Annotated in this window: 23 protein-coding genes; 2 read left to right on the forward strand and 21 right to left on the reverse strand. The window is 34.6% G+C overall.

Annotated features, from left to right (window positions below):
• Nucleotides 1-139: 139 nt before the first annotated feature.
• The 19 genes from BUC25_RS17300 to BUC25_RS17385 form a co-directional block, all read right to left on the reverse strand.
• On the reverse strand, nt 140-1,492 hold the full coding sequence (locus tag BUC25_RS17300) for an extracellular solute-binding protein (RefSeq protein WP_073203131.1): 1,353 nt from the start codon (nt 1,490-1,492) through the stop codon (nt 140-142).
• Nucleotides 1,493-1,835: 343 nt separating this feature from the next.
• Entirely contained in the window at nt 1,836-3,350 is a 1,515-nt protein-coding gene (locus BUC25_RS17305; RefSeq protein ID WP_073203132.1) for a response regulator transcription factor, read from the reverse strand.
• A 6-nt stretch (nt 3,351-3,356) separates the two neighbouring features.
• Nucleotides 3,357-5,093, reverse strand: coding sequence for a sensor histidine kinase (locus BUC25_RS17310; RefSeq protein WP_073203133.1), 1,737 nt, complete (start codon nt 5,091-5,093; stop codon nt 3,357-3,359).
• The gene (locus BUC25_RS19735) at nt 5,093-5,227 is read right to left on the reverse strand and encodes a hypothetical protein (protein ID WP_280174069.1); all 135 of its coding nucleotides are present in this window, start codon (nt 5,225-5,227) and stop codon (nt 5,093-5,095) included. Before BUC25_RS19735 ends, BUC25_RS17310 begins: the two co-directional genes overlap by 1 nt.
• 105 nt (nt 5,228-5,332) lie before the next feature.
• Nucleotides 5,333-6,055 carry a GntR family transcriptional regulator gene (locus BUC25_RS17315; protein ID WP_073203134.1) on the reverse strand — a complete coding sequence of 241 codons (723 nt, stop codon included), beginning with the start codon at nt 6,053-6,055 and terminating at the stop codon, nt 5,333-5,335.
• Nucleotides 6,056-6,070: 15 nt separating this feature from the next.
• The gene (locus BUC25_RS17320; protein WP_073203135.1) at nt 6,071-7,084 is read right to left on the reverse strand and encodes a sugar kinase; all 1,014 of its coding nucleotides are present in this window, start codon (nt 7,082-7,084) and stop codon (nt 6,071-6,073) included.
• Nucleotides 7,077-7,829: a 2-dehydro-3-deoxy-phosphogluconate aldolase gene (gene dagF / locus BUC25_RS17325; protein WP_073203136.1), complete on the reverse strand. Its 753-nt coding sequence runs from the start codon at nt 7,827-7,829 to the stop codon at nt 7,077-7,079. The genes BUC25_RS17320 and dagF overlap by 8 nt, the downstream gene beginning before the upstream one ends.
• Nucleotides 7,830-7,832: 3 nt before the next feature.
• Nucleotides 7,833-8,936, reverse strand: coding sequence for a DgaE family pyridoxal phosphate-dependent ammonia lyase (locus BUC25_RS17330; protein ID WP_073203137.1), 1,104 nt, complete (start codon nt 8,934-8,936; stop codon nt 7,833-7,835).
• A complete protein-coding gene (locus tag BUC25_RS17335; protein ID WP_084543518.1) occupies nt 8,914-10,017 on the reverse strand; it encodes an amidohydrolase/deacetylase family metallohydrolase in 1,104 nt (367 codons plus the stop codon). Before BUC25_RS17335 ends, BUC25_RS17330 begins: the two co-directional genes overlap by 23 nt.
• Before the next feature lie 202 nt (nt 10,018-10,219).
• Complete coding sequence (locus tag BUC25_RS17340) at nt 10,220-10,678, reverse strand: GNAT family N-acetyltransferase (protein WP_073203139.1); 459 nt, start codon at nt 10,676-10,678, stop codon at nt 10,220-10,222.
• Nucleotide 10,679: 1 nt separating this feature from the next.
• Nucleotides 10,680-11,708 (reverse strand): lactonase family protein, encoded by a 1,029-nt coding sequence (locus BUC25_RS17345; RefSeq protein ID WP_073203140.1) that lies wholly within the window; start codon nt 11,706-11,708, stop codon nt 10,680-10,682.
• 65 nt (nt 11,709-11,773) lie between these two features.
• Nucleotides 11,774-13,681: a beta-N-acetylhexosaminidase gene (locus BUC25_RS17350; RefSeq protein WP_073203141.1), complete on the reverse strand. Its 1,908-nt coding sequence runs from the start codon at nt 13,679-13,681 to the stop codon at nt 11,774-11,776.
• A 39-nt stretch (nt 13,682-13,720) separates the two neighbouring features.
• Nucleotides 13,721-14,602, reverse strand: a complete 882-nt coding sequence (locus BUC25_RS17355) for a carbohydrate ABC transporter permease (RefSeq protein WP_073203142.1) — start codon at nt 14,600-14,602, stop codon at nt 13,721-13,723.
• Between the two features lie 21 nt (nt 14,603-14,623).
• Nucleotides 14,624-15,487: a carbohydrate ABC transporter permease gene (locus tag BUC25_RS17360; RefSeq protein WP_073203143.1), complete on the reverse strand. Its 864-nt coding sequence runs from the start codon at nt 15,485-15,487 to the stop codon at nt 14,624-14,626.
• Nucleotides 15,488-15,572: 85 nt separating this feature from the next.
• Nucleotides 15,573-16,862, reverse strand: a complete 1,290-nt coding sequence (locus BUC25_RS17365) for an ABC transporter substrate-binding protein (protein WP_073203144.1) — start codon at nt 16,860-16,862, stop codon at nt 15,573-15,575.
• A gap of 576 nt (nt 16,863-17,438) precedes the next feature.
• The gene (locus BUC25_RS17370) at nt 17,439-17,747 is read right to left on the reverse strand and encodes a PTS sugar transporter subunit IIB (RefSeq protein WP_073203145.1); all 309 of its coding nucleotides are present in this window, start codon (nt 17,745-17,747) and stop codon (nt 17,439-17,441) included.
• 1 nt (nt 17,748) lies between these two features.
• Nucleotides 17,749-18,084, reverse strand: a complete 336-nt coding sequence (locus tag BUC25_RS17375) for a PTS lactose/cellobiose transporter subunit IIA (RefSeq protein WP_073203146.1) — start codon at nt 18,082-18,084, stop codon at nt 17,749-17,751.
• Nucleotides 18,085-18,086: 2 nt separating this feature from the next.
• The gene (locus tag BUC25_RS17380) at nt 18,087-19,376 is read right to left on the reverse strand and encodes a PTS sugar transporter subunit IIC (protein WP_170862728.1); all 1,290 of its coding nucleotides are present in this window, start codon (nt 19,374-19,376) and stop codon (nt 18,087-18,089) included.
• Nucleotides 19,369-20,697 (reverse strand): 6-phospho-beta-glucosidase, encoded by a 1,329-nt coding sequence (locus BUC25_RS17385; protein WP_073203147.1) that lies wholly within the window; start codon nt 20,695-20,697, stop codon nt 19,369-19,371. Before BUC25_RS17385 ends, BUC25_RS17380 begins: the two co-directional genes overlap by 8 nt.
• Before the next feature lie 199 nt (nt 20,698-20,896).
• Here BUC25_RS17385 and BUC25_RS17390 point away from each other — a divergent pair, with 199 nt between their 5' ends.
• Both BUC25_RS17390 and chbG read left to right on the forward strand, forming a co-directional pair.
• Entirely contained in the window at nt 20,897-21,631 is a 735-nt protein-coding gene (locus BUC25_RS17390; protein ID WP_073203148.1) for a GntR family transcriptional regulator, read from the forward strand.
• A 13-nt stretch (nt 21,632-21,644) separates the two neighbouring features.
• The gene (chbG, locus tag BUC25_RS17395) at nt 21,645-22,343 is read left to right on the forward strand and encodes a chitin disaccharide deacetylase (RefSeq protein ID WP_073203149.1); all 699 of its coding nucleotides are present in this window, start codon (nt 21,645-21,647) and stop codon (nt 22,341-22,343) included.
• 254 nt (nt 22,344-22,597) lie between these two features.
• Here the strand turns inward: chbG and BUC25_RS17400 are convergent, their stop codons facing one another.
• Both BUC25_RS17400 and BUC25_RS17405 read right to left on the reverse strand, forming a co-directional pair.
• Nucleotides 22,598-23,281: a copper homeostasis protein CutC gene (locus BUC25_RS17400; RefSeq protein ID WP_073203150.1), complete on the reverse strand. Its 684-nt coding sequence runs from the start codon at nt 23,279-23,281 to the stop codon at nt 22,598-22,600.
• A gap of 327 nt (nt 23,282-23,608) precedes the next feature.
• Nucleotides 23,609-23,863: a beta/alpha barrel domain-containing protein gene (locus BUC25_RS17405; protein WP_244535209.1), complete on the reverse strand. Its 255-nt coding sequence runs from the start codon at nt 23,861-23,863 to the stop codon at nt 23,609-23,611.
• Nucleotides 23,864-23,985: the final 122 nt, after the last annotated feature.

Raw genomic sequence — 23,985 nt, forward strand, 5'->3', positions numbered from 1 at the left:
TAAAGGAAATATCAGATAGCTCGTTCTTAGTTGTTTCTTTGAATGTATACCATGAATATAAAAAGCTATCTCTTTTTAAATTTATGCGTCGAATATAGATCGTCTTTTCAAATCCAAGACCACTGAGGCACCTTATTAATTATTCGTCATCATCTTCTTCAACAGATTGAGCCTGTGCTTGTTGTAAATTCTCTGCTACTGGCTCTAAATCCCCGCCTAACATGATTTCTTGCAATCCATTATTTATTGCCTCTCCGGCTGCTGCTGATAAATACAAGTCATATACTGGGGCAAATTCTGCACCACGTACTAGATTAAATGCATTATAATAAAGTGGAGATACTTTATCTTCATCAATGTCCACATCGTACATAACCATTGAATTACTTTCAGCAATTTCCTTTTGTGCTTCATCGTTACTCAAATAGTAAATGAGCTCTAGTCCCGCTTCCTTCACATCACCTTCAGCATTTTTATTAAGTACAAAGCCACCACCAGGACCACCTGTAATTGTATTTTCCCGACCTTCGCCTTCTGGAATGCTGGGAACTAGTGCTACACCGATATTTTCTAATACTTCCTCAGAACTAGATGAAGCCAAACTACTGATTGTCCAAGAGCCATTTATCATCATCGCTGCTTTTCCTTGAGCGAAATATTGCTCTGCTTGCGTATTGTCAATACTATTTGCACCTTCTTGATAGGCATTTGCATCTACCAGTTCTTTGAAATATCCTAATGCATCAATGAAAACCGGATCTGTAAAAAATGCACCGTTTTGTTCGACAGCATCCATAAACCAATCCGTACCCGTTACTCGGTCGGCAATTGCTCCAAATGTCGTAGATTGTGCTACCCATGGTGCTTGATTACCCATTGCTAACGGAGTGATACCTTGTTCATTAAATACATCTATAGCATCCATTAACTCATCCCATGTTTCTGGTACTTGTACATTGTTTTCTTCAAATAATTCCTTGTTATAAAACAAGTATGATGTTGATGACATCGCAACTGGTACAGAATAAATATCTTCTTCATCCCCATATTCATAAATATCTAATGCTGACGATAAAAACGAATCAGCCCAGTCTGGATTTTCGTCAATTAGTGGAGTGATTGGCTGAATAAGATTACCTTCATAGAACTGATCCGTAAAACTACCCGAATAAGTAAAAAATACGTCTGGAAGTTCCTGAGCAGCTGCTACAGTGCTAATTCGCTGACGGTAACCATCTACTGGAATTGCCTCCGCTTCTACTGTAATATTAGGATTGTCTTCATTAAACTGGTCTATCCGATCACGTATCGTTCTCGCACGAAGGTCATCCCCAGCAAAATTGTGCCAAAAACTAATCGTCGTCTTTTCTTCTCCATTATCAGAGCCATCAGAGTTATCCGAGTCACCATTTGCTTGCTCGTTCTGATCATCACCACATGCAGCTAGTAAAAGTAACAATAAAATACCAATCAAAAAAATCGTTTTCTTCATTTAAAATCCTCCTTAGATTTGATAACCCAATTATATTGTTAGCGCTTTATTTATTTAAGGGGGTAAATCAAAGACTTAGGGTAGACAAAAATTAGAACTACTTCTTTTGCATATTAATACACATACTTTATTTGAGATGTGATTTTTATCCAACTAGGGGTAAAGATTCTTTGCTGCTTATGTAGTAACTAAAATGCATCTCTCGGAAATAAGATCTTATGCTATGGAATTTCATGATATAACCACAGGAGACATTCGTTTATAAAGCTTCGTGCAAGCATTTAGTGTACATATATTACCTAGTTTTATCCCATGACGGACGCACCAAAAGAAGATGCCTAAATCAAGCATCTTCTTCCTGTCTATCTCGGTATTGAGTTGGTGTCAATCTTATATATTTCTTAAATTGCGAAGTGAAATACTTCCAATCTGAATAACCTACTTCACTTGAAATATCTTTTACTTTGGCGGGAGTATATCTAAGAAGTTGTTTTGCTTTCTCTATTCGAAGAGCAGTAAGGAACTCAACATAGGATTTCCCAGTTTCTTTACGAAGCATTTCACTTAGATAATTCGGATGCACGTGAACGTGTTCTGCTACCTCCAATAAAGTTAATGTTTTACCTAAGTTATTTTCCATATAATGAATGGCAATATGCACAAAGTTAACCTCTCTATCCACAATACGTTGATAATCACCCATCACCTCCATAAACGCAGGAATTACTGATTCCTTCGGTGTTGGCAGCCAGTTGGAAATAGTTGGAAATGAATGATAATTCATTGTTTTTTTTCCTACAGAAAGAGCCACCTTATTTACAAAGTGAATCATATGTATAAATAAGGACTGCACATTCAAATGAATCGATTCCGGTGTTGCTTGTGGATGGGTTACTTGTCTTTCTATTACCTGAACCAACCAGTTTCTTAGCCCCTTTGCATTATTTTTATTAAGATAACTGAATAGTTTTTCTTCATACTCTTTTAAGAATTCAGAATTTGAAAGGCCAATTCGATGCTTAATATGATTTTCTCCAATCATTTTACAGTCAGTTAGAAGCCATTTATATAAAATGAGAGAGACTGCTTTTTCATATGATAAAGACAAATCGGTTAAATGTGAAACAATTGTACCGACAAAAAGTGGTTCACATAGGGATTGATAGACTTTACTAGAAGCCATTTGTAATAAATAATCATCATCTAAACAAGGATCTCTTTTCACAATAATAACTGTTTTTTCATTTAGAGACACCCATTTACCATACAAATATTTATTCCACAATTGCTCGTGTTCTGCTAAGTGAACCGATTTTAACTGTGTATCTAACACGAGTATTTGAATCATTGAGTCTTTTAATTCAGGAATAAGCTCTTTAATACTATCCATTGCTTCCTCTGTACCTATACCTTTGATAAAGTTCGTCATAGAGTGTGTTATAATTCTTTGTTTTTCATTTTGATTTATTTGAAATTGATCTTTCGCGTATAATACCTTTTCCCTTGATTTTTCAACAGCTTTCAAAATATCTTCGGGTAAACTTGTTTTGAGTAAATAATCACTAACCCCTTGACGAAGTGCTTCTTGCGCATATGAAAATTCATCATAACCAGTTAATACAATAACTTCTATTGGGAGCTTTTTTTCATAAATATATGAAGCTAATTCTAGACCATTTTTCCCATTCATCTGAATATCGGTTAAAATAATATCCGGCATAATGTTATCGATAACGTCCATCGCTTCTTCTGCAGATGAAGCTGGATTTAGTATTTCAAAACCATAATCTCTCCAAGGAACTACATTACAAATCCCTTCACGAATAATAACCTCATCATCCACTATTAACACTTTCATGGCGGTTCACCTACTCTCTAAAGGAATAGTAAACTTAATACTAGTACCTCTATTGGGACTACTAGTAATTCGAAGTCTCGCAATAGAACCATAGTGTAATAAAAGCCGTAAATTAACATTACGAAGACCATAATTCGGACCAACCACAACTTCGCCCTTTTCATCTGCTAAAAATTGTTCCTGTAATTGTTTTGCTTTTTCTCTCGACATTCCAACACCATCATCGGATACCGTTAGATACAAAAACGTTCTATCCCATTCAGCAACTACTTTTATTTCGCCTTGACGATCGCCACTGGGTAATAGTCCATGAATAATACTATTTTCAATTAGCGGCTGTAATGTCAACTTCAACATATAAAGCTGATTTACTTCATGGGGGATGTGAACATCCAAATGAAAAGAATCAGGATATCGTATCTCTTGTATCTGTGTATAGTGAAATAAGTGAGAAAGCTCCTGTTCCACTGTACAATATTCATTTCCTTTATTTAAACTAAACCGTAAAAAGCTACTTAAAGCAGATACCATTTTTGATATATTTGCTTCACGACTCACCAAGGCCATCCAATGAATTGATGCGAGTGTATTATATAAGAAATGCGGATTAATTTGTGCTTGTAATGCCTGTAAATCAACTTCTCGCTTATGTGATTCATTTTTCTGAATACGATTCATTAACGAACGAATCCGTTCATTAAGCTTATTATAACTAATTATTAATTGACCTAATTCATCACTCGAATGAGATGTCAACTGCCTAATATCTGTGCCAGGATCAGAAGCTTGAATGGCTGTCGTTAGTGAGCTTAGTGGACCTATTACTTTACGCACAAAAAACAATACAAGTCCTATAACCAATAAAGCTGCAATAATTACTGAAATAAAGGTTAACAATAAAAAGTACCTATTTTGGGCTGTGAATTCTTTGAAAGGAATAATTCCGATAAGTTTCCATCCAACCCCTGATAGAGTTGTAGTGATAATCGTACTTTCATTTCCGTTATATTCATATGTGATTGCCTGCTCATTAGTATTACTATCCACTAATGAGTATAACTCCGCTATATCTTGACTACCGGGAAGTTGTTTATCATTACTTGCAATTACAGACCCTTCATTCATCAATAAGGTCGATCCATTCCACTCAAAATCAACGGATTCTAAGTGTTCCTCTATAACCTGTTGATCTAAATATATAGATAGGTAACCAATTAATTTATAGTCTTTTGTACTTCTAATTGGTCTGAACATTGAAATAACTTGTTGCGATTCGATAGAGTTTCGAGAAGAATAGCGAGATGACCACCAATGGTGTTCCAAATTATAGTCAGATAAATCTCGATCGGTTGTTAATATTGGAATCGTGGAGATATTAGGATTATTATTAAGCGGTTCAATTAATATATTAGCTATATATGGCTTTGAAAAAGTTAGATTTGATAAAAATCCATTAATATTCCACCGCTGTTGGACTGGCTTATGATTTGACTTTAAATATTGTTGTACATCCTCATTACCGATTAAGAACACGGACATATTATCAATGTCATTAACAATAAACTCTAGTGAAGTTTTTAGTTGTTTTAGCGAGCTTTGACCCGAAATCGTTGAGCGCTCTTTTGCTAAATGATTCGCCATACTATACGAAAAAATTCCTAGTATAGATAGAGGTAAAAGCACAGCGAGCAATATAAACACAATTAACTGGTTTTGTAGAGACCTCTGAAACCATTTATACATTACTGATCATTCATTTCATGTAACTGCTTACATAATTGATGACCAAAAAAATTAACTGGATAATTTATCCTTACATTACTTTTCAACTTTCGATTAATCGAGAACATTAAAGGATTTAATATAGAACTCTTCATCATTTCCCCTCCTGCACAAAAGCTTTGAAACCATTTATAATATGCCAATCATTATCCCACTTTCCTTCTTTTAACCTAATAATTAATATCATAATTAAAATTTTATTACGTTGTAAAGTCATTGTAATTCACAATATAGTTGTGCTTTTCCGTATTATAATAGCCTTCACTATACTCCACTATACTTCCCTTTTCGTCTCTGGATCGTCTTATTCTTTTTAACACCGCAGTACCTTCTTTAAGTTTTAATATTTCCCCAATATAAGAAGATACCATTGTTACAGTGAACTCATCCCGAAATGATTCAAGGCGAATATTGGACTGCTCCAAATAACGATACAATGAATTAATCTGCACATCCTTTAACTCTTCATCATTTAAATGAAGCAATACAAAGTGAGTGAAATAAATATACGGTTCATCATCTAGATAGTACACTCGCTCTACCTTAATGCAGTTATTACCAAAAATAGGATAAAGATGAGAATCAGTGGGCAATTCAACCTTTTTTATGCTTAATACTTTTTTGTTCATATAGTGTCCTTCTTCTACCAGCACCTCGGTAAAGCGTTTCCCTTTTGAAAGCTTTGAGCCTGAAACGTTAGAAATTACCATCGTCCCTTTTCCACTTTCTTTTTTTAGATAACCTTCTTGCACCAATTCTTTGATGGCATTCCTTACGGTAATTTTACTTACCTTGAATTCTGCTTCTAACTGAGGCTCAGAAGGAATGTTCGTATTAAGTGAGTATTCACCATTTAAAATACGATCCTTCAATATTTCTTTGATTTGCAAATAAAGAAGCCCCTTATTTCTTTTTATATCCATTGTTAAATCCCCTATCTACCTTTTTATATCATCAATCGCACCAGTCATGGTCGACAAGATTTCTGCTTCTGTTGACATCGGCGTATCTCCAACAATCGTACATGCAAGCATACCCGCAGTGACGGCAAACTCAACTGTTTTTTCTTCAGGAAAGCCAGCGAGTTCCCCATGTAAAATCCCACTAGTAAAAGCATCCCCAGCACCAATTCGATCATACACGGAAAAGGATCTATCTTTCGAGAATATAAGAGTATCATTCTTAAAAACATAACCTTTAAGCGAATGCGTGTTATCGCTGTTAATTGTCCGATGAGTTCCTGCGATTGTATCAATATTAAACTCCGTTGCTACCTTTGGAATTAGATCTGTTAATTGTTCTTCTCTTGATATTTTGTCAGTCTCCATTCCTAACGTAAACATGGCATCTTTCTCATTCATCATCACGACATCAGCTAAAGCTAGTAATTCTTCATAATGTGGTTTAGCTTGTGTATAACCCCTTTCCCATAAAGAAGGTCGATAATTACAATCAAAGCAGACAAGACCGCCTTTTTCCTTTACTTTTATAGCAAGTGATTTCATATTGTCTCGAACTTGGTCTGTCATGGCAAGTGTAATTCCACAAAAATGGATCACATCGGCTTCCTTAGCAATTTCGTCTATTGCATAGTCTGATAGTTTAGATGTATTAAAGCTACTTTCCAAACGGTTCGTATAAGTAACACGACTTGCACGATGAGCAAACCCATTCTCCAGAAAAAACATCCCGATATATTTACCACCATTCGAAATAAAATCTCTCCGTATTCCTAAACGTTGCAAGAAAGCAATAGCTGCATCTCCTATTGGACTAACAGGTAATTTAGTAATAAGATAACCATCATAACCTAACTTTGTCATGGCAGAAGTGACGTTTACTCCTGTGCCTGAGAAGGAGTATTTTAATGTGTTTGCTTGTGTTAGCAGTTCGTAACCTGGGACAGTCAAACGCATCATCACTTCCCCAAATGCGAAAACTTTTTTAGACATATTTTGCTACCAAATCCTTTGTGATTGTTAATAATTTTCTTACGCATTCCTCATTTGTGTCGCCTGTATCTTTATCAATAATAGACGAATATACATGAGGAATAATTTTAGGGACTTTCGCTTCCAATGCAATTTCTAAAATATTAGAGATGTTATCTAGGTCAATTCCTCCAGTTGGTTCTAATGAAAAACCTTCTTCCCCACACGCTTTTGCGACAGCTCGAAATTCATCTTCATGTTGTAAACCTTTCATTGGGAAGTATTTCAATGCATTGCCCCCCATATCACGAACAAGAGCAATTGCAGCTTTAACCGGAATCATTGCCTGCTCATCTGATTGTGCACTTATCGGACCAGTTGAAACGTTCACATAACCGACTTTACCAGTTGGAGAAACAAGAGCGTTAATCCAGCTATCATTTTTGCTTAAATTCGCCCGTGTTGCACCCACTGACGTGAAAACTTGATTAATGTGACTACCGGAATAATGTTTCACAATTTCAGCCACTACAGTAGCCTGCCTATTATCACCTGCACCTAAACCAATTGAGACAGCTTGATCAATAGCTGCTCCATATTCCTTCATTGCGCGAACTGCATCTTCAACCGTATCATAATCTTTTGAAAGTACTCCGACCAAAACATATCCTTCAGCTGCTTCAAAAACGTTCTTGGCATTTTCAACACTACTCGCTAAAACATTAAGCGCCACCCGATTTTGATAAAAACGTTTTTCGATGTCCATCTCTTAGATCCCCCCTAAAATAGTTTTTAATTTCTCTTTAATTAGCTGCATCTCTTCACCTTGCAAAGGTCGTGGATCAATATCAAAGAAGCCTTGGCGAACGCCGTAATCACGAGTGTAAATAGCAATTTCCCCTTTCCTTAAATTGTCATTTATTTCCTTCGCTGTTGTATTCAAAATAGCGGGATCAATATGAATCCTGCCTCTAAAAATAGCCCTTCCAGCTTCATCCTGCACTATCTTTACCGTGACGCCGTCTATCGAATTAAGTGAGTTAAGAACTTCAAGGCTTGCTTTTTCTTTTTCACTATTGTCCTCTTTGTCAAAATACTCTTCAAGCGCTTGCAACAGTCCAAAGATTGCTTCCTTTCCAACCTTCATACTTCTTCCAATACAATGCATTTGAACTTTCAGCCAATTAATATATTCTTTCTTCCCAGCAACTATTCCAGAGGTTGGTCCTTCAATCGCTTTGGAACCACTGTAAATTGCTAAGTCAGAAATCTGAACATATTTCCTCAAATCTTCTTCCGCCGCCGCATCTACAATCAATGGAATATTATTTACTTGTGCAACTTCCCAAGCTTCTTCAATAGAAATCATATTCTTTTGAACAGCATGATGAGATTTTACATATAGAATTGCAGCAGAATTTTGATTGACGGCATCTGCGATATGTTCTATTTTCCCTTCATTTGCATAACCCACTTCAACTAGTTTACCACCACCAAGGTGTACCATCGTTTCAATCGGTGCACCATATTGTACGTTATGGCCCTTTAGTAAAATGACTTCATTTTTCGCTATTTCTTCCTGGTGCAGTTTTTCACTTTTACGACGATTCCCTTCAGTAACAATGGCTGCTACAGCTAATGCAATGCCACTTGATGCCGAGTTAACGACAATTGCCGCTTCCGATTGAAGCAGACCTGCGATATGCTCTCCTGCTTTATCCACCAAATCGGATATTTCAACATAATTCTTCCCACCAATTTTCACAGCTTCCATCACCGTATCTGTTGGAGCAGAAACTCCTAAGATACTCATTCTCCCACTTGCATTAATGACTTGTTTTAATCCATATTTAGCAGTCAATGTATTCTCCATTAACCACAACTCCTTTCACATTAATTTGTTTATCATAATTGCGTTCTTCCCCATCAGAATCTTTTAACATTACTGATTGATTCTCAACAGAGAATAATGTCAAATTCGCAATATCTCCTATGGCTACTCTTCCTAGCTCTGGTTTATTTAACCACTTTGCAGCATTGACTGTAACGGCATCAATAACTTCTTCCAGTGAGTAATCCAAATACAAAAACTTTGTTAAAACGTGAGCCATGTCATAAACTGGACCATACAACCGGTTTTCTCGGTAGATGTCTGTACTAATCGTGTCAAACTTAATTCCATTAGCTTTTGCCTGTTCTGCGATTGAAAAAGAGAAGCTTGCATTTCCGTGACCAACATCTAAGTGAACTCCCCGTTTAATTGCTTGCAGTAGCGTTGGAAGTGGTTTACCTGAATCGTCAAATAGATTATTCTTTTTACTATGTAAGTAATGGGTAACAACATCTTTTTCCTTAAGTAAATCAAGAATCTCACTAATAGCAGGAGGACCAGTACCAATATGAATCATCAGCGGCAAATCTGTAACATCGGAAAACTTACGAGCTAATTTTAATGGTTCTAAACCATTGAGTCCTACCACGCTTTTACTGATTCTAGCCTTTAGGCCCACGACAAAATCGCTATGTGTCGTCACTGCTTTTATTAATTTTTTTTCATTTAACCAAGAAAGATTGGATAACTCATCGATTTGCTTTAAACCAATTTTGGAAATATTCAAGAAGGCTAATACATTGGTCTTGGCATTTTTAGAATTTCTAACTAACTCATGTATTTGATCAGCTCCCGTACTGCCAGCATCAACAATGGTTGTTACCCCAGTCTTATAACCAATCTCGTCTATTTCATCCCCATAAGGTTCAAATTCCGGAAAAGCATGCACATGCATATCAATCCACCCGCTCGAAATATATACTTGACCATAAAAATCTATGATTCTATCTCCAATCCCCGTATTTGGTGAAACGATTTCCACAATCCTTCTATCACCTATGACAATATCTACAGTTTTTCCAGTTGTTGTGTGGACATTCCGTAAAACGACTCTATCTTTCAATATAATCATTCCTTTAGTAAATCGAATTGTTTATGTGAACGCTTAAACTGATCTTAATAGTTATTTTAAAAAAGGTTAACATTTAGATCTTAATTAGTCAATATAACGTTATAATGTTTAAAGGTACATGGAGACACTCAAACGGTCAATTTACCCCTTCAAACATCTCCATACTCGATCATTCATACTTAAAATGTACTACTTAATCTAGATAATTAATGGTATTTAATACTGGGGTATTATCAATTGGTATGGCACCAACCTTATTTTTATAGAATTCAATAGGTCCCGCATCTCCAATAATCGCATATGCATAACCATTTTGCTTCATTTGTATTAAACTTTCTATTAATAAACGATATCCGATTCCGTTACCTCGTTCGTCTTGTTTCACACCAGTTGGACCAAAAAAGTTTCGAAATGTAGTATCAAAACATGCAAAACCCGATATCTGGTTATTTTTTATAGCGATAAAACAATTAGAAGGTGTCACCGAGCAAGCTACTTCACATTCACTTGCCCATTTATCTGAGAAGTGTTGTCTAACCCAGTCCACTACCAGATGTTTCTCTGGTGGAACAACTTTCCTTATTGTTACATCGTTTTCTTCTTTTATTTCAATTGATGATAATAGATAAAGGTTTACTAACATATCTGTCATATTATATCCTCTTTTCATGCATTAAGATGCAGGTTGGTGAAGTCATAGAATAATGTACAGGAAGCGTTGTTAAATTCCCGTCATTATTAACTTGAATTACGTTAATGCTATCGCTATGTTCATTTGCTATAAATAAATATTTGCCATCAGCTGATACGGAAAAATTTCGTGGCCATTTCCCCACTGTAGAAGCTTCACTCCATCGTTGAAGGAGTCCACTTTCTAGTATTTTATAACTGACTATCGTATTTCTTCCCCTATTAGAAACATATAAAAATTCACCAAAAGGAGATATATGAATATCAGCACAAAAATTCCCTTCCTTCTGCTCCAGATTTGGAACAGTTAATATATCTTGTAGAAATTGCAATTTATTGGTTTGGTGGACATATCTATATACAGATACTGTTGAACTGAACTCATTCGCAACATAGATAATATTACTACTTATATTCATAGCAATATGTCTAGGACCAGTTCCTTTTTTAAAATGAAATATATTCTTTTTAGTTAATTTCTGATCAACTCTATCTAATTGAAAAACAAATAATAAGTCTTGACCTAAATCGGTTACAAAATATAAATCATTTCTGCCAAGAGGATAAACCATATGCGGATGAGATATATTACTTTCATCTCCTAAAGATATATTTTCGGAAAGTTGACTAACCATTCCTGCATCATCCAAAGGGTGAACCGTTATATTACCACTACCATAATTGGTTATGAACAAAAAATCAGTATCACTATCCACGTGCACATAACATGGTCCAGATCCACCTGTCTCAGTCCGAATACATTCTCTTATATTAATGTCCATTTTATAACAAATTATTTCACCTATGTCCTCTTCACTAACAGCATAAAGAATTTGTTTATTAGGCTCAAATGCTAAAAAAGATGGTGAGGATACACCATCTATATAAGCCTTTTTCCGAAATACTTGTTTATCTGCATCATATTCTACTAATTGAATTGCTTCGTCTCGTTCTGTTCCATAACTCCCTACTATTATCTGATATAAATTCATATTTAATCATTTTCCTCCCCAGGATTTAGCATGTCACCAAATCATTCAATAACTACGATGCTAAATTAATAGATAGGTAATACATGGAAGAAAACATTCGGTGAGGCCATTCGATAATAGTAGCTAGACCAGCCTAACCCTGTTGATTTTTCCACATTCACATTAAAAGGTAACCTTTCCTGTTCTAATTCTTCAATTGCATCAATATTACCATCCAAGTAATCCGTAATTCGCTCTATTGCCGTCTCTAATCTTGCAACAAGTCCTCCATAACGTATGTCTATGATTTCCCAGCCAAAGGGTTTATTAATAGTTAACCACTGTTTTTTATGAGCTGCTCGTAAATCTTTTACTCGCTGGATTATTTCTGGAATTAATTCTAGAGAAATTTCTTTTAGCGTTTCTTTATCTTTTTGATCGTAAGCTGCTTTTAATTTCACACCAACTGATGCCTTTTTTGCTAGTACTTTAGCTAATTTTTCTGGCACATTCCAAATAAAATCTAACTCCGCCCCGGGGTCACGAATGCTTTTTATCTCTTGCATCAATTGTTCATAATGCGAAGAAATTGGTAAGCCTTCGATATGCTTATCAAATAAACCTAACAAAACATCCTGCCATAATAAAAATTTCGATGGATTTGTCTGATCCGCATTTCCCTTTTCCACTCCTGGTATTACATCTAATTTACTTAAGATTAGGTACTGTTCCACAGATATTCCCGTACAAAATCGTGTTCTTTTATACCATTCCGTTTGATCTATGGACTTTTGGTATTGATGTTCCGCATATAATTGTAGACCTAACATTGCTGAATAAAGATTATTTTCATTACCATCATCACCCCAAAGAGTGACGAACACATCTTGAATACCTTCTTCCTTACTAGCTTGAAGAGCCGCTTCACTTGTTTTTAATGATAAATCGTATTTGGTAGCAAACGTGTTCCAAACCCATATACCACCGGCAAATGCTGGTGTATGGCCTAATTTTTTATGTTTATTTATCAATATTTGATAATCTTTCTTTTTTGTATGAAAGTAATCCCAATACATTAACGTTACATTATCAGGAATTTTTTCTTGCATTTCCCCAGAAATCTCAGTTGACATATCGTATTGATCGTCTCCTGATTCTGATGCAAGTTTGATAAACATATCACTCCACATCATAACGTCTAACTCTAGTTTATCTGTTATACCCGTAACTCTATTCAGATGTTCAACCATTATATTTAGACGATCCTTATAACCAAATTTGTTCAAATAAATTCCTCTACCTAATTCTTCTGCTTCATCCATTCCGATATGAAGTCGATTACTACGAAATGGTTTTGTTGCAGCACGAATCATCTTGTCTAGAAATTCATAAGTTGCTTCATTTTCCGTTAATAAGACCCCTCTGGTATCTTTAATGTTTTCCATAGCATCCCATTTAAGAAATTCTTCTAAATGTGCAAGTGTTTGTATACACGGGATCAACTCTATACCTAATTGATTAGCGTAATCATCTAATTCTGTTAATTCTTTTTCTGTATATCGTCCACGCATGTAACCAAAATAAGGGTATTCCTTCACTTCGTAAGTATCTTCCATGTATAACATGGAAGCATTGAACCCCATTAATGCAAGCTTTCGAAACAACGATTTAAATTGATCTACGCGCATTACGGCGTTTCTGGATAAATCGAACATTGGTCCAATGGATCTGAAGTTTGCAGATTCTTTCCATACAAAAGCGTGACCAGCTTCTGCCTTTTCTAAAAATAATCCAAAAGACCGATACACCTGATATTCTTTTTCATAATAAATAGAACCTTGTCCGTCTTTATATTGAATGATTGTTTCAGGATCATTGTTTTTTTCTATTGTTAATGGGATACCATTGTCATTAAGTGTAACATTTACTTCCTTCTCAAGTTCTTTTATACCTGACAGAAACGGTTGATACTCACCTTTTAATGTAATATTCATACAACTCACCTTTCTCCCAATCCTAGTAATCTTCTCTAGTTACCCTTTTACTGCACCTGAAGTAGCACCTTTCTGGAAGGTCTTTTGTGCAAGTAGATAAAATATCAATACAGGAATTACAGTCATAGCAATCGCAGCTGTCATTAATCCATAGTCAGTACCATATTGTGAGCTTACGTTTGACAACAACACTACTATAGGTGCAACCTTCTCATGTGAAACCAATACAAGTGACGAAAACAAGTCATTATATGACCATAAAAAAACAAAAATTCCAACAGTCGCAAACGATGGTAGGGATATTGGTAAAAATACTTTGGTAAACATTTTAAAACGACCACACCCATCCATCACAGATGCTTCCTCTAATTCCTTAGGTATCGTTGCCATATAACCACTAATAACTAAAATAGCAAATGGTAGATTTCCAGCAGTATGAGGAATTATTAATGCTAGATATGTATTTACCAAATCCATATTTATCATCATTCGATATACGGGAACAATTGTCGCAAATGCAGGAATGAGCAGACTTGCGATCAAGATAGCTTGTAAAAGTCCTCTTAATTTAAACTTCATTCGTGCCATCGCAAATGCAGCCAATCCCCCAATAAACAAAACCAGCAATACAACGGAGCCTGAAATAATTAAACTATTTAAATAACTTTTACCAATGTTTACAGTTTCAAAAGCATTGATATAATTTTGCATCGTAGGATCTGTTGGTAATTTAAATGTGTCTGTAATAATTGCTCTTGATTCTTTAAAGGAATTTAGAAATACCCACGCTAAAGGAAAAATAGTTGTCATTGACCACAAAGTTAATACAACGTAGATAAAGACTTTCCCTATTCTTGACTTTGAGAAATATGTTTCTTGAAAATTTTCCCAAAAAGTTAGTTTTTCGGTTTGAGATTGCATATACGAACACCTCTTTTCTTTCTAATATGTCACTTCTTCTTTTTGAAGTAATTTATTCGTAATAAAGGCTAATGTTAGCCCTAAAATTACAATCAACACAGCTAATGTTGCACCATACCCCATGGCTGTATCTCCAAAAGCTTTCTGATACATATATGTTCCTAGAACTTCAGAGGAATTCCCTGGGCCACCTCTTGTAATAATGTAAACCAATTCAAAGATCTTTAATGTTCCTGTAATCGCTAATACAATACATGTTTTTAAATCGCTAACAATTAATGGAATAGTTAATCTAAACATTTTTTGAATCCCTGTAATACCTTCTAATTTAGCAGCTTCGTAAAAATCATTTGGTATTTTTTGAATCGCTGTCAGAAGTATTACAAAGTAGAATCCAACATAATTCCATATCGTGGGTATAGCCACCATATAAAGTGAAGATTGCTCAGTTAGCCATAAAATCCTTTCAAATCCTAGATTCACTAACATTTCATTTAATAAACCATTTCTATAATTATAAATCAAAGTAAATAATAGCCCAATTGCTGCACCTGATATCACTATTGGAAAGAAAAAAGTGGTTCGAAAAAACCCAGAACCTTTTGAAATAGAATCTACCATTATAGCTAATACGAGCGCTATTCCTACTTGAAAAATAGTTACATAAAGCATTAATTCTAAAGAATTAAATAAAGCTGTTTTTGCGATTTCATCATTTAGCAGACGAATATAATTATCTAATCCAACAAATGTAGAATTAAAGAAACCATCTGTTTTATAAAAACTTTGCAAAATATTCTCTACAAATGGATAGTATAAAAAGATACCTGTTATGATAAAGGCTGGTGTTAGAAAGAGGTATATATATATTTTGTCACCTTTCATGTATAATGTTCCCCCTTGTCAAAATAAGCAATGAGGTTGACCCCTAAATGCAGGGACAACCATATCATTGCATTTTATTTTACTATTATTCTGCCATTTTCTGTGCTCTTTCTAAAACTTCTTCGCCTGTTTTATCACCACTAATAATCGCTGGTACACTCGTGCGCATATGTGTAAAAGCTTCCGGATTAATACGGTCATTAATCGGTAATGCAACCGCTGGTGCATCGCTTACTAAATCATGGCCAGCTTTCAAATATTCTGGTAGATCTGTAAGCTCACCTTTTGCCGGTGGCTGACCAGTAGCTCCTGCAATCTTCAAAATCGTTTCTTCAGAAGTTAAGTGATTAAATAAATCTACCACCGCATCTTTCTTATTCTCATCTTCATATGATTTTGTACTGACAAACCAACCTTGTGATGCTCCACCAACAAGTTCACCTGTTTCTCCACCATCTGCGTAGACAGGCATTGGTAGAACGGTTACATCTTCACCCATTCCTACCTCCTCAAGTTGTCCCCAGAACCAAGAACCTTCAAAAATCATAGCTGCTTGTTCTTGTTTAAATAGTTCTTGAGCTAGTGCTAAATCAATAGTTCCAGCATCTGGTGTAAATGCACCCATATCTGAGTGTTTTTTAATATTTTCTAAACCTTCAGCCCAAGCTGGGTCTTGTTCTTCTAATCCCAACGTATAACTTTCCATGCCTCCAGCAGCAAGAATATAATGTTCCACAACATAGTAGGAATCCTCCGTAGACGCAGCAATAGGAACTATATCTGTTTTTGCAAACTCTTCAATAGCCTTTTCATATTGCTCCCATGTCGTTGGTATTTCAATTCCATGTTCTTTAAAAAGTTTTTCATTTACAAAAAGTCCTTCATAAAAACCAGATTGTGGGGCAGCGTAAATATTACCATCACTGTGTCTTTGTTGTTCAAGCATAGAGTTGAAACCAGATAAGTCAATTCCTTCTGCTTCTTCTAAATTCACAACCTTACCTTCTTCGATAATTCCTTCGGCATCAACTGTATTAAAATAAAACATAATGTCTGGTTCGTTATCCGATGAAAAATCTGTATTTACTTTTGTACGAATAGTACCCGCATCAGCAGACTGTGAATCGTTTTCGATAGATATGTGAGGGTTTTCATTTTCAAAATCATCTAACACTTCCTGGAATACTTCTCCTGCTGGATCTGTTCCCGCCATCGTGGTGACAACTCTTAAATCGACTTCTTCCACTTCTGTTTCTTCACCATTATCAGAAGGCGTATCTTCCGAGGAAGAATCTGTTTCTTCATTACCACAAGCTACCAGACCAATTACAAGAAACAACAAACCTAACAGTAGACTCCATTTTGTTTTTTTCAACTTAATTACCCCTTTTCTTTTATTATTTGGACAACCCCACTATGTACAGTTGTCTATACCTAATATAGGTCTAGTTAAATAAAATGTCAATACATTTAGTTGAATTAATGATTTTGTAGTAATCTTTCTAAATTTATAATCACAAAACCCTTTTATATCAATGAAAATTTTTGATTAATATGTTATTACAATTATATTATTAATTCTAAATATCAAATATACATATTATTTTTCAAGCGTATTTTATAAAAATATTTATTTGTTACTACTTTTAGTTGTATATACCGACGAGTACCGCGATGTTCCAGTATTTGGCCTACCTTTCAAAATATGATGAATTATTTACAACTTAAGTTTTAAGATTGGAAAGACAGATTAGCTATTGAAGCGTCAATGGCGAATAAAGGGGAAATGAAATATTTAGAAATTCCAAAAGGCGCTTTCAGTCTTTTTTATAAAGGAGGTAACGCCTCTTATTATAAAATACGGTATGCAATTCATGTTTGAATTGCATACCGTATTACTCTGATTTTACATACTACACCAAATTTAAACTACTACTTTATTAATTTGTGCCTATTTGTAATTTGCTAATTTAATTGCTTGATCTAGAACTTGATCACCTTTCATCATACCGTATGCTAATTGATCAATAACATCACATTTAATTCCCAAAGGCTCAACACACTCCTTAATTCTTTTCTCCAAATAACGAACTTGCGGACCAATTAATACTACATCTAAATCATTCAGATGATTCTGCAATTCTGATTCTGCTACTGCATTAATCTCCGCATCGATAACTTTTTTTTCAGAAGCTTTTTTCATTTTATCTACTAACATAGATGTTGACATTCCTGCAGAACAAACTAATAAAATTTTCATTTTACTTTTCCTCCAATTTATTCATTTTTTCATACATTTCTACCATCTCAATTGCTAATTCTTTAACAGTCATTGCTGTCATTAAATGATCTTGAGCATGGACTAAAATTAGCGGGATCTGTACTTGCTTACCACTAGCTTCATCTTGTAAAAGCTTAGTTTGTTCGTGATGAGCTTTCACAAATTCTTGATCAGCTGCTTCAATTTTTTCTTTTGCTTCTTTCATATTATTTACTTTTGCTAATTTGATAGCTTCCATAGCAAATGATTTAGCATTCCCTGAATGTAAAATAATCGAAAATGAAAGCACTTGTAATTTTTCATTTTCTTGTGACATAGTTATTCCCCCAATCGTTGCTTTAAAGTCTTAACCCCTGCTAGTACAAAAGGTATATAAATCATAATGGATACTGCTAGATTAAATAATTGTAAGGCAATCCCCCGCCAACTTCCACCAGTAACAAGATATCCACTTATAATAGGAGGTGTTGTCCATGGTAATAGCGCGACTGTTCTTGGTACTATACCGATATACAACGCTACATAGGTAATGATCGTTAATGTTACTGGAACTAAGACAAAAGGTATTAACATAATTGGATTCAAAACGATTGGCAAACCAAAAATTACCGGCTCATTAATATTAAATAAACTACCTGGTGCCGACACTTTTGCAACTTCTCGGTAAGGGTGTTTTTTTTGTTTCCGAATAACAATGAAAATAGCAATCAATAATGCTATTGTTGTTCCTGAACCTCCCATAAATACGAAAGAGTCTAAAAATGGTTTTGTAACAATATTCGGCACATCATAAGCTGACATACCTGACTGGAACAGGCTTAGATTTTCTTCTACTAACGGAATATAAATAGGTTCAATAATAGAACCAATTATGTTGGTACCGTGCAGTCCAAAAAACCATAAGATATGGGTTAACAATGCCACTAACAATGCCGCTGGTAATGAATTACTTAAACCTTGTATTGGTTTTTGTATTGCTGTAAAGATTACCTCAAAAATACTTGTGTCAGCTAATACGGATATTAAAGACTGAGATAACCCAACAATAATTAATATGATCATAGTTGGAATTAAGGCTCTAAATGATTTTGTTACACCTGATGGTACACCTTCCGGCATTTTTATAATGAGTTTTGGGTTATTTACAAAAATTCTAAATAATTCAGTGGTTAATAATGATATGATAATACCAACAAAAAGACCTTGTGTACCTAGCCAGTTCATATTTAAACCGAAGTCATTTGTGACAGGTACTAACATAATATAGGACGCAGAGGATATAAGCGATGCGGCTAACCTGTCCACATTATAACTTTTCGCCAAATTATAGGAAATTGTAAACGTTACCAATAATCCTAATACTGCAAATGTACCATTCCAGATACTTCCTCCTACTTGTTGCCAATTACCATCACCAAAAATTGCACTCATCCATTCAACAAAGTTGAACTTTCCAAAAGGTGGAAAGTTATTTATCAAAATAGCTAGTGATCCAATAATCACTAAGGGCATAATAGCAACAAAGCCATCCCTAATTGCAACCAGATGTCTTTGTGAACCAACCTTTCCGGCAAACTCAATCAATTGTTGCATTAACTTATTACTCATCTCCCGTGCCTCCCTTATTAAATTGTGGCAAGTATTCTTTATGCGCACATAGCAATTCATCTAAAAGAGATTTTATTTTTCTTTCATCCTTTATAAGTGGATTTGCAATAAAGGCTTGATAAGCTAGATTATAATCACCACTAATGCTTGCCAATATAACCAACTCTTCAAAGGCTTTCATTTGTAAAATATCTCCTTTGATTTGTGGAGGTAACGAACCAATCGCAATAGGTTTTGGACCATTTTTTGTAATAAAACAATTCACTTCAATCACAGAATCATTTGGCAAGTCAGCAATTGCTCCATTGTTACAAGCGTTAACTGTTTGGATATCTCCCTTATTATTATATATGGAATCGATTAAGCTACAAGCTACATCACTATAAAAGGCTCCACCTCTTTCCTCTAATTGCTTTGGTTTAACGTTTAGATCTTTATTACTATAGATAGTAAATAATGATTTCTCCAAATTTTTCACTACTTTTGCTCTTGTTCCATGTTCCTTTAAAGCTTCTTTATCCTTTGTAAGAATATCTGTTGTTTGATAGTAATATTGATGATAAGGATTTGGAAGTAATTTCATACTATTAATAAATCCTTTGGACCATCCCAGGCTAACTATATTTGCAGGAGAATAATCTAACTTTTCATTAGCTAAATTTGTTAACACTTCATTTGTGCGGTCAATTCCATCCACAAACACTCTTTGTCCAAATACAAAATGATTCATACCAACAAACTCTATTTTCACTTGGTTTGGATTTGCATTGAGAATTTCAGCTGTTGAATGACGCATGTTAAACGGAATATTACATACTCCAATCACTCTTTTATGAGCTGAATGTTTTAGTAATGCCTCTGTAATAATTCCAGCTGGATTTGTAAAATTAATTATCCATGCATTTGGACATATTTCTTGAACATCCTCAGCTAATTCTAATAAAACAGGAATAGTACGAAAAGCTTTCATTATGCCTCCAGCACCATTGGTTTCTTGTCCGATGAAACCATGCCTTAGTGGAATTCTCTCATCCTTTTCTCTTGCGTCGAGCCCACCGACACGGATTTGAGTTGAAACAAAATCTGCATTCCTCAATGCTTTTTTTCGATCTAGTGTCCAATTGACTTGTATTGGTTCACCAGATTTTTCAATCATTCTTTCTGCTAATTTCGCTATGGTTATTACTTTATCTTTACCTTCTTCAACATCTACTAAAGCAATTTCGGTAATTGGTAAACTTTTATAACGACGAATAATTCCCTCAATTATTTCAGGAGTATAGCTTGACCCCCCACCTATAACAACTAACTTTACTGACATACTACTGCTCCTCTCTTATTTTCTTGATGATTTAGAATTTTAATCTGAATTATTAATTTGAGTTCAACAAAATGTATCATACGAATTTATAAATGTAAATACAATTAAATAAAAAACGTTATTCATAATTACATTTGTAATACAAATTTTTTTTTAGTAAACTTAGTATGTCAAACTTTTATGAATGAAGGAGACTACAATGGATAAAAAGCAGTCATTACATACTCATATAAAAAACGAATTATTATCAAGAATTAAAAACAGTACATTTCAAAAGGGTGAAAAAATCCCCACTGAGTTAGAACTGTGTAAAGAATTTGATGTAAGTAGAACTACCGTAAGAGCAGCATTAAACCAATTAACATTAGAAGGTTATCTTGAAAGAGTTCAAGGAAGAGGTACATTTGTTGCAGACAAGAAAGTATCTCAAACACTTTCTCAAACAGTAAAACGCTACATTGACCAAATAGAAGTACAAGGTAAAATAGCGGAAATTATTTTGATAAACCTTTCTGTTATTCCTGCAACTACATCTCTTCAAGCAGCATTAAATGTTCCATTAAATGACCCTATTCAAAAAATCGAGCGAGTTAGAAAAGCAAATAATTCTCCGACTCAATATGAAATATCCTATATTCCTTGGAACGTTGCGCCAGGTATTACAAAAGAGCAGGCAGAAACCTCTTTATATAAAGCACTAAAAAATGATTTTCATGTATCTATTGCTAAAACTACGGAGCATATTGAAATTGCTTTATCAGACGAAACTACTTCTTATTATTTAAATTCAGAAATCGGTCTGCCTTGCTTCTATATTGAAACCGTTGCTGATAATAATGACGGGGATAAAATCGAATATTCCCAATCCTATTTCCGAGGCGATAAAACCAATTTTGTTATCGAAAGGTATTATCCAGATAAAGACGAAGAATAAGGAGAAAACTAGAATGAATATTTTATTTAATGCCGATGATTTTGGATTAACTAGAGGAGTTTCTGATGGTATTATACAGGCACATAAAAATGGGGTAGTCTCCTCAACTACATTAATGATGAATGGGATAGCCACCGATTATGCAGTAAATATAGCTAAACGCACACCTTCTCTAAAAGTCGGGATACACCTTACCCTAACATGGGGAAAACCATTACATTCAAATGTATCAAGTCTTATTGACGCTCAAGGTTATTTTATATTTACCAATCAGTTTCGAGACTTTAACTTACCAGATATAAATGAGGTAAAAAAAGAATGGCAAGCACAAATAGAGGCATTCTTACAAACTGGTCTAACACTTCATCACATCGATAGCCATCATCATATTCATGGATGGGAACCTTTAAAAGAGATGGTCATCGAACTGGCGACTGAATACAAAGTTCCGGTAAGATATACAGATTCATTAAAAGATCAACCTGAAATTTTACTTACGAATTCCCTTTGGTTAGGATTTTATTCTGATGGGATATACAAAGATATCTTTAAGCAACTAAAACATAAAGATCAAAAATCTATTGAAGTGATGACACATCCCGGCTTCATGGACTTAGACTTAGTGAATGAAAGTTCCTATACTTCAGCCAGAGAAGAGGAAATTGAAATACTATGCCAACTTGACCCACCAAATTGGGTAAAAATACTTTAATGACTCAGAATGAGATAAGTCAACGAATATTTAAACACATATCTAGTATCGCACCTGCTACAATCAAGATAAACCGATTAGCACATATAAAGATTGAGCTACTTTCTTCCTGCATCAACCACCAAACCTGATTCAACTAACTTCATAGAGTACTCGTTTAATTGTTTTTGACATAATGTTGCCTCCTAAAAAAGATGTACATATGTTTTATTAGGTCAGTCATAAACGGAACAAGCTGTGGATCATGGATCTAATTATTTATTTTTTAAAGTTTCTAATACTTTACTGTTAAATAAATGTTCATATGACTGATAAAGGCGTACACCTTTTCCAAAATGGTATTCTTGCGCCTGTACCTCATGATGAAATTTTCGGAAATTATCTCCGTTCAACCCAGAACCTGGCATAATGGCTGGACCATTATTTTTCTTTGATTTTTTTACTAAAGATATTAATGCTTCTTTACCACTAAAGCAATCATGTTCCCCGCCAGAGGTCAAAATTCTTTCCACTACATTAGCGTATTTGGTTAATACTTCATACGCTTCATCTATATCTCTTACGAAGTCAAAAGCTCGATGAAATGTTAATCGAATATCAGGGGAAATATTAATGATCTCTTCTAACAAAGCTTCGTTAATCATATGATTCTCTGTTAAAGCACCAAATACGAAATTCGTTACACCTATCTTCAGCATTTTTTGTACAGTCTTTTTCATCTCTGAAACATCTTCGTCTGAATAATGAAATCCGTTGTTATGAGGTCTAAGCATAACTTGTACTGGTATAGAAACATTCTTCGTCACTTCTTCAACCGATTTTAAAGATGGTGTTAATCCATCTTTCTCTATTTTAGATACTAACTCTAAACGATCTACTCCTAGTTGCTCTGCATTTATTGCCTCGTATTCATTTTGTACAATTACTTCTATTATCATTAATAACCAACTTCTTTCTTAATAAAGTGAGACTATGATCAGGGTGTTAGCGTCTGTTTATCCTCACTTTGCCTTGTGTTACTGAAGATTGAAGTGGGGGTCATACAGACGTTTAGCACCGTGATTAATTCTGTTAATAAACGATCACCAAACCCTAGTCCAATTATTTTCTCATCATTATTCTGAAATTTTAAAATAGCTACTTTGGATTGATTAGCACTAACTCTTGTCCCACTGTGTATGTAGCTGGAAACCCGTTTTCTATTAATTCATTCTACTATAGAACACTCAAAATAATATTAAAAATCCAAATCAAAATTTATTGTTTCACCGATAGTTAATATTGAGACTATTAAGATGGCGAAAAGGTATGAGTATTATGTATATCTGGAGCTCTCCCACCAACTGAAATATTAACAGCATTAAGGAAACAGCTTTTGGAGTTTCGACTGTAATTTCTAAAGTATCCACCCCACCAACACCTAGAGCTTTAGCAATTGGTATAATATTTTCTTCGTTAGCACCTCTGATTACCGCAACTACACCACTTTCTATTATTTTACTAGTTATTATCATTATCATTACAGCACCTTAAACAGAATTTCATTTTAAAAGCTCTCATAATTTTTCTAAGATAGCTCACCATAATGCAATAAATTTCACACATAAAAAATCGACTATCAATAAATAAAAAAGCAGGGCTA

The organism is Gracilibacillus kekensis (assembly GCF_900143085.1).
Lineage (GTDB): Bacteria > Bacillota > Bacilli > Bacillales > Amphibacillaceae > Gracilibacillus > Gracilibacillus kekensis.

Excerpts from the sequence above, each read along its gene's own strand:
- BUC25_RS17340 (WP_073203139.1), bottom strand. The coding sequence starts at position 10,678 with ATGACAGATATGTTAGTAAACCTTTATCTATTATCATCAATTGAAATA.
- BUC25_RS17375 (WP_073203146.1), bottom strand. The coding sequence starts at position 18,084 with ATGTCACAAGAAAATGAAAAATTACAAGTGCTTTCATTTTCGATTATT.
- BUC25_RS17305 (WP_073203132.1), bottom strand. The coding sequence starts at position 3,350 with ATGAAAGTGTTAATAGTGGATGATGAGGTTATTATTCGTGAAGGGATT.
- BUC25_RS17380 (WP_170862728.1), bottom strand. The coding sequence starts at position 19,376 with ATGAGTAATAAGTTAATGCAACAATTGATTGAGTTTGCCGGAAAGGTT.
- BUC25_RS17350 (WP_073203141.1), bottom strand. The coding sequence starts at position 13,681 with ATGAATATTACATTAAAAGGTGAGTATCAACCGTTTCTGTCAGGTATA.
- BUC25_RS17300 (WP_073203131.1), bottom strand. The coding sequence starts at position 1,492 with ATGAAGAAAACGATTTTTTTGATTGGTATTTTATTGTTACTTTTACTA.
- BUC25_RS17390 (WP_073203148.1), top strand. The coding sequence starts at position 20,897 with ATGGATAAAAAGCAGTCATTACATACTCATATAAAAAACGAATTATTA.
- BUC25_RS17330 (WP_073203137.1), bottom strand. The coding sequence starts at position 8,936 with ATGGAGAATACATTGACTGCTAAATATGGATTAAAACAAGTCATTAAT.
- BUC25_RS17310 (WP_073203133.1), bottom strand. The coding sequence starts at position 5,093 with ATGTATAAATGGTTTCAGAGGTCTCTACAAAACCAGTTAATTGTGTTT.
- BUC25_RS17385 (WP_073203147.1), bottom strand. The coding sequence starts at position 20,697 with ATGTCAGTAAAGTTAGTTGTTATAGGTGGGGGGTCAAGCTATACTCCT.
- BUC25_RS17315 (WP_073203134.1), bottom strand. The coding sequence starts at position 6,055 with ATGGATATAAAAAGAAATAAGGGGCTTCTTTATTTGCAAATCAAAGAA.
- BUC25_RS17400 (WP_073203150.1), bottom strand. The coding sequence starts at position 23,281 with ATGATAATAGAAGTAATTGTACAAAATGAATACGAGGCAATAAATGCA.
- dagF (WP_073203136.1), bottom strand. The coding sequence starts at position 7,829 with ATGGACATCGAAAAACGTTTTTATCAAAATCGGGTGGCGCTTAATGTT.
- BUC25_RS17355 (WP_073203142.1), bottom strand. The coding sequence starts at position 14,602 with ATGCAATCTCAAACCGAAAAACTAACTTTTTGGGAAAATTTTCAAGAA.
- BUC25_RS17370 (WP_073203145.1), bottom strand. The coding sequence starts at position 17,747 with ATGAAAATTTTATTAGTTTGTTCTGCAGGAATGTCAACATCTATGTTA.
- chbG (WP_073203149.1), top strand. The coding sequence starts at position 21,645 with ATGAATATTTTATTTAATGCCGATGATTTTGGATTAACTAGAGGAGTT.
- BUC25_RS17320 (WP_073203135.1), bottom strand. The coding sequence starts at position 7,084 with ATGTCTAAAAAAGTTTTCGCATTTGGGGAAGTGATGATGCGTTTGACT.
- BUC25_RS17405 (WP_244535209.1), bottom strand. The coding sequence starts at position 23,863 with ATGATAATGATAATAACTAGTAAAATAATAGAAAGTGGTGTAGTTGCG.
- BUC25_RS17345 (WP_073203140.1), bottom strand. The coding sequence starts at position 11,708 with ATGAATTTATATCAGATAATAGTAGGGAGTTATGGAACAGAACGAGAC.
- BUC25_RS17360 (WP_073203143.1), bottom strand. The coding sequence starts at position 15,487 with ATGAAAGGTGACAAAATATATATATACCTCTTTCTAACACCAGCCTTT.
- BUC25_RS19735 (WP_280174069.1), bottom strand. The coding sequence starts at position 5,227 with ATGAAGAGTTCTATATTAAATCCTTTAATGTTCTCGATTAATCGAAAG.